Source organism: Streptomyces sp. SLBN-118 (assembly GCF_006715635.1).
Taxonomy (GTDB): Bacteria; Actinomycetota; Actinomycetes; order Streptomycetales; family Streptomycetaceae; genus Streptomyces.
Window position 1 is genome coordinate 1,960,740 of the sequence record NZ_VFNP01000002.1, and the last position, 12,181, is coordinate 1,972,920.

Annotated in this window: 9 protein-coding genes; 5 read left to right on the top strand and 4 right to left on the bottom strand. The window is 71.1% G+C overall.

The window, feature by feature from the left end; genetic code table 11:
- Positions 1 to 26: 26 nt before the first annotated feature.
- On the bottom strand, positions 27 to 560 hold the full coding sequence (locus FBY35_RS27610) for a GNAT family N-acetyltransferase (protein ID WP_142216677.1): 534 nt from the start codon (positions 558 to 560) through the stop codon (positions 27 to 29).
- A gap of 198 nt (positions 561 to 758) precedes the next feature.
- Here FBY35_RS27610 and FBY35_RS27615 point away from each other — a divergent pair, with 198 nt between their 5' ends.
- Complete coding sequence (locus FBY35_RS27615) at positions 759 to 2,306, top strand: DUF1996 domain-containing protein (RefSeq protein WP_142218198.1); 1,548 nt, start codon at positions 759 to 761, stop codon at positions 2,304 to 2,306.
- A gap of 70 nt (positions 2,307 to 2,376) precedes the next feature.
- On the opposite strand, the gene FBY35_RS27620 is transcribed toward FBY35_RS27615, so the two are convergent.
- Positions 2,377 to 2,865 carry a hypothetical protein gene (locus FBY35_RS27620; RefSeq protein ID WP_142216678.1) on the bottom strand — a complete coding sequence of 163 codons (489 nt, stop codon included), beginning with the start codon at positions 2,863 to 2,865 and terminating at the stop codon, positions 2,377 to 2,379.
- Between the two features lie 102 nt (positions 2,866 to 2,967).
- Between FBY35_RS27620 and FBY35_RS27625 the strand changes: the two genes are divergently transcribed.
- From FBY35_RS27625 to FBY35_RS27640, 4 genes are all read left to right on the top strand, one after another.
- Entirely contained in the window at positions 2,968 to 6,030 is a 3,063-nt protein-coding gene (locus FBY35_RS27625; RefSeq protein WP_142216679.1) for an alpha-N-acetylglucosaminidase TIM-barrel domain-containing protein, read from the top strand.
- A 49-nt stretch (positions 6,031 to 6,079) separates the two neighbouring features.
- Complete coding sequence (locus FBY35_RS27630; RefSeq protein WP_142216680.1) at positions 6,080 to 6,874, top strand: tyrosine-protein phosphatase; 795 nt, start codon at positions 6,080 to 6,082, stop codon at positions 6,872 to 6,874.
- A gap of 250 nt (positions 6,875 to 7,124) precedes the next feature.
- Entirely contained in the window at positions 7,125 to 9,113 is a 1,989-nt protein-coding gene (locus FBY35_RS27635; RefSeq protein WP_142216681.1) for a hypothetical protein, read from the top strand.
- 293 nt (positions 9,114 to 9,406) lie between these two features.
- Positions 9,407 to 10,129, top strand: coding sequence for a TetR/AcrR family transcriptional regulator (locus FBY35_RS27640; RefSeq protein WP_142216682.1), 723 nt, complete (start codon positions 9,407 to 9,409; stop codon positions 10,127 to 10,129).
- On the opposite strand, the gene FBY35_RS27645 is transcribed toward FBY35_RS27640, so the two are convergent.
- Together FBY35_RS27645 and FBY35_RS27650 are read right to left on the bottom strand one after the other, a co-directional pair.
- Positions 10,114 to 10,464 (bottom strand): 5-carboxymethyl-2-hydroxymuconate Delta-isomerase, encoded by a 351-nt coding sequence (locus FBY35_RS27645; RefSeq protein ID WP_142218199.1) that lies wholly within the window; start codon positions 10,462 to 10,464, stop codon positions 10,114 to 10,116. The genes FBY35_RS27640 and FBY35_RS27645 overlap by 16 nt on opposite strands.
- 97 nt (positions 10,465 to 10,561) lie before the next feature.
- A complete protein-coding gene (locus FBY35_RS27650; RefSeq protein ID WP_142216683.1) occupies positions 10,562 to 12,175 on the bottom strand; it encodes a fused response regulator/phosphatase in 1,614 nt (537 codons plus the stop codon).
- Between the last annotated feature and the right edge of the window lie 6 nt (positions 12,176 to 12,181).

Here is a 12,181-nt window from a genome sequence, read left to right on the forward strand (position 1 = left end):
CGTCCGGGACGTCAGTAGGCAGCCTGTCAGGCCTCGTACTCGGTGAGGTCGATCGCGTAGACGTGCAGCGGGAAGCCGGACACCGGGTGCGTCGTCTCGCGGTCCAGGTGCATGCCGAGCTTGCGCATCACGTTCTCCGACGCGTCGTTGCCCAGCCGAGCGATGCTGATCACCCGCTCCAGGCCGCGGTCCGTGAGCGCGAACTCCAGTGTGGCGGCGGCGGCTTCGGAGGCGTACCCCTGACCCCAGTACGGGGTGCCGAGCCGCCAGCCGATCTCCACCGCGGGCAGCACCTCGGGCAGGAAGGCGGGCACGGACAGGCCGACGAAGCCCGCCAGTTCCCCCGAGGCGAGCAGTTCGACGGCGAAGAGACCGAAGCCCTCCTCGTCCCACTCCTCCTCCCAGCGCTCGATGTCCTCGGCGGTCCGCTCCGCATCGCGTACGGAGCCGTCTCCGATCCACTGCATGACCTGCGGGTCCGCGTTGATTTCGGCCATGGGGGCCAGGTCGTCCTCGCGCCAGCGGCGCAGCAGGAGCCTGGGGGTGTGGATCTCGGTCATGCGCCCCATCCTGCCATCCCGGCCGCCGTCCGACTTCGGCCCAATCCACCGGGTTTGCTTCTGGAGAATTCTACGAATTGCTGCTTCAAACCCGCTCTGCTTGAACACCCCATGAGCCCCACCCGTATGGAACGTCGCGCTTCTCCCTCAGCCGGGACCCCCTTATACCCACACCCGGCGACGAAGCAGAGGAGTTCCATGGGACGCACAAGAAAACGCTCGACGCTGGCGAACCGGGCGATCGTTGCCTCCGCCGCATTGATCCTGGGCGGGGGTGGGCTGGTCGCGGTCAATGTGTATGCATCCGCGGGCGAAGGCTGGTCCTGGTCCGGTCAGGGAAACGAGCAGACGCAGACGAAGAACGCCGGAGCTGAGATCTCCACGATCGACTGCCCCGAGGTCGCGAACGATATCCGCGAGGTGCCCGACCAGGCACGCGCGGAGGTCGACGGGGAACTGGCGAAGATGGACAGCCAGATCACCGACGCGTACAAGCAGTTCGCTGACCAGAAGGAGGAGATCGAACGGGATCCACAGCTGGCTCAGAACGCCATTCTGAATCCGCTGAAGGACAAGCGGACGGCGAGCATCGAGCGTATTTCCATCGCGATCGGCCGGTCCGGCCGGCCGCCCCAGGGACTTGACTCCCTCGCTCAGTGCAGCCTGCGCGCCGACGACAACGCCGGCGACCAGGGCGACCAGAACGGCGACCAGAACAACGACAACGGGCAGAACGACAACGGCCAGGACGGCGGTCAGAATGGTGACCAAAATGGCGGCCAGGACGACAATCAGGGCAATGACCAGGGCAATGACAATGGTCAGGGCGACAATCAGGGCGACGGCAACGGACAGGGCGGCAATGGTCCCGAAGCATCCGACTTCGTAGACATCCAGTCCGTCCAGCCCAACGTCCAGCAGCCGCGGCAGCGCCGCGGCGGTTCCCGAGGTTCGTTCGTCACCCAGTGCGGAAAGAACGAGAACGGCAAGTTCAATCCGGACAATGTCATCGTCGCCCCTGGTGTGAGCAATGGCGCGCACCATATGCACGACTACGTCGGCAATCAGGCCAACGACGCTTTTGCCAGCGACGACGATCTCGCCAACGGGGACACCAGTTGCCAGAACCAGGGCGACAAGTCCACGTACTACTGGCCCGTGCTGCGTCTGCAGAACGGACAGAACGAGAACGACGCCAATGCGGACGGCGGCGGCAAGGACAAGAACGTCGGAGAGATCCAGACTCCGTCCGAGGTCACGCTGAATTTCGTCGGCAACCCGGTCAGCAAGGTGACCGCGATGCCCCGCTTCCTGCGCATCATCACCGGTGACGCCAAGGCATTCGTCAACGGCGACGCCAACGCGAACGCGTCGTGGAGCTGCACCGGTTTCGAGGACCGTCAGCTGAAGGACAAATACCCGATCTGCCCCCAGGGCAGCCAGGTGGTGCGGTCCTTCAAGTTCCAGAGCTGCTGGGACGGTCAGAACACCGACAGCGCCAATCACCGCACCCACGTGGCCTTCGCGGACGCCAATGGCCAGTGCGGCAATGGCTTCAAGGCGATTCCGCAGCTTGTCCAGCGGATCGTCTACGACGTCCCGCCGGGTCCCGGTTTCGCGGTCGACTCCTTCCCCGAGCAGCTGCACAAGCCGGTCACGGACCACGGTGACTTCATCAACGTCTTCGACGAGAACCTCATGAACAAGGTGGTGAACTGCATCAACAACGGTCAGAAGTGCCAGTGACCGCTGACACGATCACCTGATACGGCCGGATCGGCTCCCCTGGAAGGGGGGCCGATCCGGTCGTTTTCTGTCAGCTCCCGTCGTGTCCCGAGTGGCCGCCCTCGCTCCCGACAGTGTCACCGGTGCTCCCGGAGTGGTGCTCGGAGCCGGTCTCCACCGTCCCGCCGAGCCGGCCGCGGAGCGCGGTCACCACCTTGGCGTCGCCGACCGCGACCCATCTGCGTCCCACCAGGTACGAGCCGCCGTAGTCGTTGGCCTCGTTGATCCATTCGCGCTGGCCCCGGTCGGTGGCGAAGGTGGCCAGCACATACTTGCCGTCGCCGGTCGTGCAGTTGGCCTGCCGCAGCTCGGCCGCGTCCGTCTGGATGTTCGGCTTGCACTGCGCCTGCTGGGCCAGCTGCTCCAGGGTGCCGGTCGCCGTCGTGGGGGCCTTGTCGCCATCCCCGCCACGCCCGTCGCCGTCGTCGCCCGATCCGCAGGCCGCGGCAAGGCTCAGTGCCAGAACTGCCAGTGCTGCGCGGGCCGTCCGCCTCGCGCCCGTGTTCGTACTCGTCCGCATCCAGCCATCGTGCCTTGTCGGCGGCCTTACGCGCCGCCGAACGCCCGGTAACCTGCGCGACGCACGCACCTGTTGTGACGTGAGCCACATGGAGGAGCGCCGATGGCCGAGCTGTCGAGACGTACGGTGCTGGGCACCGCGGGAGCGATCGGCTTAGGTGCGTCACTCGCCGGGCACGCCCCGGCCGCCGCCGCACCCGTGGCACCGTTCGCCACCGATCCTGCCCGGGAGGCTCTCGGGCGCCTGCTGCCCCGGCACGCCGGCCAGTTCCGGCTGCGGCCGCTGGAGGGTCCCGAGCGTTTCCGGGTCACCGGCTCCCGGGGCCTTGTCGAAGTCGAGGGCACCAGCCCGGCCGTACTGCTCACCGGGGTGCACTGGTACCTCAAGTACGTCTGCCGGGCGCACATCTCCTGGTCGGGCAGCCGGCTCGACCTGCCGGTGCTGCTGCCCGCGCCGCGCACGGCTCTGGAGCGCTCCGCCACCGTCCCGCACCGGTTCGCGTACAACGACACGCACGACGGCTACACCGCCCCGTACGCCGACTGGGCCCGCTGGGAGCGCCTGCTCGACGTCCTCGCCCTGCACGGCTGCAACGAAGTCCTGGTCACCCCCGGCCAGGAGGCCGTCTACCACCGGCTGCTGATGGACTTCGGCTACTCCGACACCGAGGCGCGCACCTGGCTGCCCGCCCCCTCGCACCAGCCCTGGTGGCTGCTGCAGAACATGAGCGGGTACGGCGGCCCGCTCTCCCCCGGGCTCATCGGCCGGCGCGCGGACCTCGGCAGGCGGATCACCGACCGGATGAGGGAACTCGGGATGCACCCGGTCCTGCCCGGATACTTCGGCACGGTCCCGGACGGCTTCGCCGCCCGCAACCCCGGTGCCCGGGTCGTCCCCCAGGGCACCTGGAACGGGCTGCGCCGCCCCGACTGGCTGGACCCGCGCACCGAGAGATTCTCCGACGTCGCCGCGGCCTTCTACCGGCTCCAGGGGGAACTGTTCGGCGAGACCCGTCACTTCAAGATGGACCTGCTGCACGAGGGCGGCACCCCGGGGGACGTCCCGGTCGCCGATGCCGCCCGCGCCGTCGAGTCCTCCCTCCAGAGAGCCCGGCCCGGCGCCACCTGGGTGATCCTCGGCTGGCAGTCCAATCCGCGGCCCGCACTGCTCGACGCCGTCGACACGGACCGGGTGCTGATCGTGGACGGGCTCTCCGATCTGGACACGGTCACCGACCGCGAGAGGGAGTGGGGCGGGGCCCCTTACGCCTTCGGCACCATTCCGAACTTCGGCGGGCGTACGACCATCGGCGCGAACACCGACCGGTGGACGGCGAAGTTCACAGCCTGGCGCGACAAGCCGGGCAGCGCGCTGGCCGGAACGGCGTACATGCCGGAGGCCGCCGAGCGCGACCCCGCGGCGCTGGAGCTGTTCAGCGAACTCGCCTGGCGCGAGGAGACGATCGACCGGGACGCGTGGTTCGAGGAGTACGCCGCATTCCGCTACGGCCGCGAGGACGCCTCTGCGCGTACCGCCTTCGCCGCGCTCGCCGCCACGGCGTACAAGCTCACCAGCACCGACGGCCGGCCCTACGACTCGCTGTTCTGCCGCCGCCCCGGGATGACCTCCGCGATCGGCACCGCCTTCGATCCGGCTGGCTTCGACCGGGCGTTCGCGGCGCTGCTCGGCGTACGGCCCTCGCTGCGCGACTCGGACACCTACCGGCACGATGTGACCGACCTTGCCCGCCAGGCCCTCGCCAACCGCTCCCGCACCCTTCAGCTTCCTCTGCGTGCCGCCTATCAGAACAAGGACGTCGACGCCTTCCGCGCCGTCTCGGCACTGTGGCTGAAGCTCATGCGGCTGAGCGACACGATGGCGGGCTGTCACCGCTCCTTCCTGCTCGGCCCCTGGCTGGAGGACGCCAAACGTCTGGCGACCAGCGCGGACGAGGCGGTCGAGCTGGAGCGCACGGCCCGGGCGCTGATCACCACCTGGGCGGACCGGGCCGCGGCCGGTCAGCTCAGCAACTACGCCAACCGCGACTGGCACGGGCTGATCAACGATGTCCACCTGCCTCAGTGGGAGGCCTTTCTGGAGGAGCTGGCCACCGCGCTGGCCGAGGGCCGCGCCCCCACGCCCTTCGACTGGTATCCGGCCGAGGAGGCCTGGACGAAGGACCGGCGCGCCTATCCGGTGCGCGCCACGGGGGACGCGTACCGCACCGCCCGCAGGGTGTACGACACCCTCGCCGCCGCCCCCTACCAGGGCTACGTCGACGTCACCGTGAACCCGCCCGCCTTCACACCCGGCAGCACCGGCACCGTCACGGCCGCCTTCCGCAACCTCAACGGGCTGCGCTCCACCGGCCGCGTCGACATCGAGCTGACCGGCCCGGACGCCGAGCCACTGGGCGACACCTTCCTGGACAGTGTCCCGGCGGGAGGCACCGGCACGGTCTCCTGGCGGGTGACGGCCCCGGCCGATTCCCTCGACGAGCCGCTGCGCGCGATGCCGTACGCGCTGCGCACGCAGTACGGGCCACGCGGTGAGGAGCGCGTGGCCGTCCCCCAGCGGGGCTCGCTGTTCCTCGCATCGCCGCTGGACACCTGGTGGCGCACGTACACCAGCAACGCGGCCGTCTTCGGGCAGGCAGGCGACCGGCTCGCGATCAACGGCGGGGGCACCGACCTGTGGCAGGGCACCGCCCACTTCGGCACCGCCTTTTCCGAGGGCGGCCTGACGGTGGGCGCGAGCGTCGAGCTGCGGGTGGACTCCCAGGACAGCACGAGCGGTTGGGCCCGGGCGGGCATCGTCGTCCGCAACGGCCTCGCGCGGCCGGGCGGCGCCGGTTTCCTGAACCTGGCCGCCACTCCCGGGCAGGGCGTCGTCCTGTCGTACGACACGAACGGCGACGGGACCCTCGACACGTACAAACGCATCCTGGGTGTCAAGGCACCGGTGCTGCTCCGGCTGACCCGCAACGCCGGAACCTCCTTCACCGGCTCCTGCTCGACGGACGGCGGCACCGCCTGGCGCACGGTCGCCACGGTCCTGGTTCCGGGGGCCGCGGACGTCCAGGACGTGGGGCTTTTCATGAGCGCGGCCAACGGCGGCGGAGGAGCGCGCGGCACGGTCCACTTCAGCGGGTGGTCGGTCACATAGGTTGTTTACATTGATATCGCCCCTTTTCTGAGCCAGGGAGCCGCCCGCCATGACAGCGATCCCCGCCACCACCGTCGCCAATCTCCGCGACCTCGGAGGCACACCCCTGCCCGCGGGCCATGCCGTGCGCTCCGGTCTGCTCTTCCGCTCCGGGCAGCTCGACCGGCTCGATCCCACCGCCGATTCCGTGGTCGCCGCCCTCGGGATCCGCACGATCGTGGACTTCCGCACGGAAGCCGAACGCCTTGCCCGCCCGGACCGCATTCCGGCCGGCGGCCGGCTGCTCCTCGCCGACGTACTCGCCGACCGGGTCGCCTCCGGGCTGCTGCCGGCCGTCGCCAAGCTCAAGCAGGTGCTGGCCGATCCGGTGCTCACCGAGAGGGAGTTGGGAGGCGGCCGGGCCCAGCAGATGTTCGCCGACACCTATCGCGGCTTTGTCGCCTCCGACTCGGCGCGCACCGCCTACCGCGCCTTCCTGACCGAGGTGGCGGACCCCGATGCCGGCCCGCTGCTCTTCCACTGCACGGCGGGCAAGGACCGCACCGGCTGGGCCGCGACGATCGTCCTCACCCTGCTCGGTGCGCCGCCCGAAGCGGTGGAGGCCGAGTACCTCTCCGTCAATCCGGCGGTACGGCAGGCCTTCGCACCGCTCATCGAAGGCTTCATCGCACAGGGCGGCGACCCCGAGACCGCCCTCGCGGTGATCGGCGTCGTGCCCGAGTATCTGGCGGCCGCGCTGAACGAGGTCGATGCCCGCTACGGCACGATGGAGAAGTACGTGGTCGAAGGGCTCGGCGTGCCGGTCCAGGCGATCGAGCGCATCCACGAACGGCTGGCCGGTTAGGTCCTGTCCGGTCGATCAGGCCGGATCAGTGAGCGGGGTCTGGTGCGTGCGATCGCAAGGCGGAGGATGGGGGTCCCCCCGCCGAAGGCAGGGGGAGAGACGACGCGGAGCGTCGGGGACTGACGACAACGCAGCGAGCGGGCGTGCCAGGGCACGCGAGCCCGGCAAGATCGGCCGGACAGGACCTGAGAGGCACGCCCGGTCGGGTTGTGGCCGGTGACCATAGGACCATTCGCTCGTTCTGCTGAACGTGCGCCCACAGGAAGTCGTCACCACCCCCGCCCCTGCCCCTGCCCCTGCCCCTCCCGCTCCCGACCCCGGCCCGGTCGCCGTCGAGGAGGCCGAGGCGGCACTCGTCGAGCACTACACCCGGCTCGTACGGATCGCGTATCTCGTACTGCCCCCCACCCTCGGGCGCAATCGCCGGGTGCTCACCGCGCACGCTCTCGCGCAGCGCTCCCTGCCGCGCGGCCGCACGACACCGGCCGGCGCCCTTGACCCCGGGGACTGCGTGCCCGGCTCGCGCCGGGCGCCCGGCGACGCCGACCCCGGCTATGTCTATGTGCGGGGACGGGTGCTGCGCCAGGCCCTGGACGCCGGGCTCCCGCTGAAGCGCCTCGCCCGGCCGCGACGCGCCCAGCTCCCGCCGCTGCTGCCGCACGTCTGGGGGCTGCGGGTCTTCCCCCGCTCCGGAGGAGCTGATGAACTCGCCCTGGACCAGCACCTGTCCGCGCTCTCCGGGGCCGCCCGGGCGGCTTATGTCCTGCGTGGCCTGGAGAGGCTGGCCGACCCCGACGTATGTCATGTGCTCACCGCCGCCGGGGTGGTGGATCCGCATGCCGCGCTGGCCGAGGCGGACGGGATGGAGGCAGCGGTGGGGGCGGGTGCGGCCGCGCTGCTCGAATCCCCCGAGTTCGATCCGTGCTCGCTCCAGGCCCGCCCCACCGATCTCATGCGCCGCCGCCAGCACATCAAGGCGGCCCTGGTGGCGGCCGCGGCCCTCGCGGTGTGCGGTGCACTGCTCGGGCTTCCGGGCGACGGCTGGGGCAACGACGGCCTCGCCGCGCCGCCCTATGCCCGCAATCCCGCCGCAGAATCCGCCATGGATCCAGCCACGTTGATCCGGGTCTCCCCCGCGGCATGGCAGCAGTCCTCCCGTACGGACTTCTCCGTCTGGCCGGCCCGTGGCGCCCTCACCGGTGACACCGCCCTGCTGCGCCGGGCGCTCGCCGTGTGGGCGCGGCCGGGCAGCGAGGTCCAGGTCTCCGCGACCCCCGGCACACCGCCGGGACCACCGATGGGTTCGCCGCAGCTGCTGTACGCGGGCGTGGTCGACCAGGCGAACGTGGTACTGCTGCACGACGGGCTGCGGGTGGTCCGCTACGCCGAGCCCAGGGACGGGACCCTGGGCGTGGCCCTCGACTTCGCGCGCACGGACGCCGCGGACTTGGCCTCGTCCGGGGCGCTGGTGGCGGGCCGCAGCGACGGCAACGTGCGCTATCTGACGGCGCCCTGGGTCCGCGAGACGTCCGTGAGGGACCTGCTCGCCCCGGCGGGCGCGGGGCGCCCGCTCGCCCGGGGCCGGGACGGGGTCACCGCACCGCTGCCGAGCCCCGCGCAGGCCCGGGACTGCAAGAGCTGGGACGTGCTTCAGCTCCGGGACGCCGCGGCCGAGCGGTTGCTGGCAGACCTCGGCGAACTGACCCCGGCCCGGCTCACCTCGGGGCCGCCGTCGGCGCCGCGGGACGTCACCGGGCAAGCGGCCCTGGCCTCGTGGGCTCGTACGGCCTGTCTGCTGCCCGTGGTGCGGGCGCACGGTGTACGCAGCGTCAACTCGTGGACGTACGCGAAGCAGACCCTGCCCGAGTCGAACGGCACTGCGGAGTGGCTGTGCACACGGGCGGAGACCTGGCGGGGCACGGGCAGCCGGGTGATGGCCCAGTTCCAGGCACCCGGCGCGCAGGCGACCGCCCCCGGCGCGATCGCGGCGCGTTCAGAGGACTCGCCGTCGTGCGGCGTACGGGATCCGAAGGTCCTTGCGGGCGTCTTGTGGAAGTCCCGGGCAGGCCGCTGGTACGTACTCGCGGCGGGCAGCGGCCAGTTCAAGTCACTGACCACGTCGGGCGGGGTCGACGGCAGCGCGCGGGGAAACGTCCTGGCAGTCCCGGCGAAGGAAGGGTCGCGGGCGGAGCTCAACGGCCGCCTCGGCGACGGCAGTCGCGTCGGTGCCCTGCACTGACCGCTGTGCGGTCCCGGTCGCGGGGCGGCCAGGGCGTGTTTTGGAAGTGGCGCCGTCGGCCCGCAGGGCGGGCCCCGCGGCGTCTGGTGCGTGCAATCGCAAGGCGGAGGATCGCCCTCGTACTGGACGTACTTGGGCGACTCCGACAACACCGCGTGGGGGCACCTCCCGTGCCCGAAGGGCTACGGGGGAGTGCGTGCCAGGCGTCGCGGGGCAGGCGAGACTTCCAAAACACGCCCTGGTCCTGGACCTGTCCGACCGGCGCGCCGCGGCCGGTGGGTAGGCTGTGCCGCATGACGACCGGGGTTCGCCGCAGGATGGGCGTCGACGAGCGCAGACAGCAGCTGATCGGTGTGGCTCTGGAGCTGTTCAGCCACCGCTCCCCCGACGATGTGTCGATAGACGAGATAGCCGCGGCCGCCGGTATTTCGCGGCCTCTCGTCTACCACTACTTCCCCGGTAAGCACAGCCTGTACGAGGCCGCGCTGCGGCGCGCCGCGGACGAGCTGTCCGCGCGCTTCCACGAGCCGCGGGAGGGGCCGCTGGCGGCCCGGCTGTTGCGGGTCATGGGCCGCTTCTTCGACTTCGTGGACGAGCACGGGACCGGGTTCTCCGCGCTGATGCGGGGCGGGCCGGCCGTCGGCTCCACCACGACGAACGCGATGATCGACGAGGTCAGGCAGGCGGCGTACGAGCAGATCCTGGCGCATCTGGGGATCAACGAGCCGCCCGCACGCCTTCAGTTGGTCGTACGGTCCTGGGTGTCGCTGGCCGAGTCGACGGCGCTGATCTGGCTGGACGGGCGGAAGATCCCACGCGCCGAGCTGGAGTTGCAGCTGGTGCACGACTTCGCGGCGCTGTGCGCGGTGAGTGCGGCCTACGACGAGGAGATGGCGGTCATCCTGCTACGCATCCTGGCCGACGAGCCGGCCGATGGGCCCTTCGGCGATCTGGTCGGCCGGCTCGCGTCGCTGGCGTCCTCACTGGACCGGGTGCCCGCTCAGCGCTTTCGGTAGGACAGCTCCAGGTCGCGCACCTCGGCGGAGACGACGGGGGCGATGCCCTCCGCGGGCTCCAGATGAGCGGCGAGGAGTTCCAGGACGGCCTCGGACAACCGGGCCTTGAGCTCGGCGCTGCGGCCCGGCAGCACGGCGATCCCGATGTGGACGAGGGCGTCCGTGGGGGTGCCCCCGGCAACGACCGTCTCGTCGACACGGCGGAACCGGGTCTTGCAGGAGGAGAGCTGGGTGTCGATCGTCTCGACGATCAGCGGGTGCAGGGCCAGCGCGAAGCCGCGGCGGTCGAAGGCGGAGCCGAGGTTGTCGGAGTAGTCGACGGTGATCTGCGGCATCGGGCGCTCCAGCACGGGTGATCGGTGGGACCGGGTGGTTGTGGGACCCGCCCTTTCGCGGGTCTCCTTGACCCCGTCAATCATGCGGGAACGAAAATCACTTGTCGGCTCGGGGGCCGATCCGATCGAAATCCGTCAGCTGTAGCGCCAGCAGAGCGACGTCGTCCTCGCCGGTGCCGAAGCAGTCCAGCAGGGTGTCGCAGAGCGGGGAGACGCCCGGTGGCGCGTGGGCCGCGGCATGGCGGAGGTGTTCGAGCGAGACCGTGAGGTCCGTGCCGCGGGTCTCGATCAGGCCGTCCGTGACCAGCAACAGCCTGTCTCCCCGGACCAGTCGGGCGTCGGTCGGCCGGGGACGGTCCAGGCCGAGGCCGAGCAGCGGGCCCGAGGTCTGGACATAGGACGCCGTGGCTTCGGCGGAGACGATCAGCGGTCGGACATGGCCCGCGTTCGCGATCGTGAGGCGGCCGCCGCGGGGGTCGATGAGGGCGAGGCAGACCGTGGCCGTGGACTCCGGGTGGTAGCGCTGGAGCATCCGGTCCAGGCGGTGCAGGAGTACGGCCGGGTCGCTCTCGTCGGTGGCGTATGCGCGCAGGGCGTGCCGCAGTTCGACCATCACCGTCGCCGCGTCCAGGGAGTGGCCGACGACGTCGCCGACGCCGACGAGGACGCCGTGGGGCGTCGGCAGGGTCACATAGAAGTCGCCGCCGATCTCGGCCTGGGTGGAGGCGGGGACGTATCGTACGGCGATCTCGGCGCCGGGAATCTCGGGCAGTCGCTGTGGCAGGAAGCTGTGCTGGAGGGTGAGGGCGAGATGCCGTTCCTCCGCGGACGCCCGCAGCGATTCGGCGGCCAGGGCCGTGGCACGGGCCAGCTGGGTGAGCAGCATCGCGGCCTCCGGATCGGTCCTGCGGTAACCGGGGGTGGCGAGGCAGACCGGTGGCTGGTCCTCGCTGCTGCGGGCGAGCAGCAGCCGTGCGTCGGTGGCGAGGCCGCGCCGGAAGAAACCGGCCGGCCACAGCGGCTCGGGCGCGACCAGGCTCTGTACGCCTGTTCGTCCGGACATGGCGCGCTGGAGCAGTCGGGCCACGGCCGTCCGCGTGCTCTCGTCGGGGCAGGGGCCGCGGGCGCCTGCGTGCCCCACATACAGTTCACCGCTCGGGCTGAGGACGAGGGCGAGGGCCGGACCGCCGACGAGCCGCTCGGTCCCGGCGGTGGCCACGTCGGCCAGCTCCTGCGGGCTGCGTGCGGTGTGCACCTCCATCGTCGCGGCGGCCAGCTGCGCCATCCGCTCGGCCTGGGCCTCGGCGTCGTGGCGGGAGCGGGCCCCGCGCAGGGCGGCGCGTATGACGGCCTGGATCTCCTCCGGCTCGACGGGGACCGTCAGATACGCGTCGGCCCCGGCGTCCAGGCCGCGGGTGCGGTCCTGCGGGGTGACCGCGCTGGCGGAGAAGTGCACCACCGGCATCGTCGCGACGACGGGGAGCCGTTTGATGCGGCGGCACAGTTCGAAGCCGCTCATGTCGGGCAGTCCGACATCCACCAGCGCGGCATCCGGCAACGCACCGGTCTTGAGCCTCGTGTCGAGCTCGACCAGTGCGTCGCCGGCGCTGGCGGCGGGGATCACCAGATGCCCCGCCCTGCGCAGGACCGCGCCCATCGCGTAACGGTTGGCATCGGTGTCGTCCACCACCATCACGGTGGTGCCGTCCATCCGGTC

Coding starts and splice junctions, on each gene's coding strand:
- FBY35_RS27610 (WP_142216677.1), bottom strand. CDS start 560: ATGACCGAGATCCACACCCCCAGGCTCCTGCTGCGCCGCTGGCGCGAG.
- FBY35_RS27615 (WP_142218198.1), top strand. CDS start 759: ATGGGACGCACAAGAAAACGCTCGACGCTGGCGAACCGGGCGATCGTT.
- FBY35_RS27620 (WP_142216678.1), bottom strand. CDS start 2,865: ATGCGGACGAGTACGAACACGGGCGCGAGGCGGACGGCCCGCGCAGCA.
- FBY35_RS27625 (WP_142216679.1), top strand. CDS start 2,968: ATGGCCGAGCTGTCGAGACGTACGGTGCTGGGCACCGCGGGAGCGATC.
- FBY35_RS27630 (WP_142216680.1), top strand. CDS start 6,080: ATGACAGCGATCCCCGCCACCACCGTCGCCAATCTCCGCGACCTCGGA.
- FBY35_RS27640 (WP_142216682.1), top strand. CDS start 9,407: ATGACGACCGGGGTTCGCCGCAGGATGGGCGTCGACGAGCGCAGACAG.
- FBY35_RS27645 (WP_142218199.1), bottom strand. CDS start 10,464: ATGCCGCAGATCACCGTCGACTACTCCGACAACCTCGGCTCCGCCTTC.
- FBY35_RS27650 (WP_142216683.1), bottom strand. CDS start 12,175: ATGGACGGCACCACCGTGATGGTGGTGGACGACACCGATGCCAACCGT.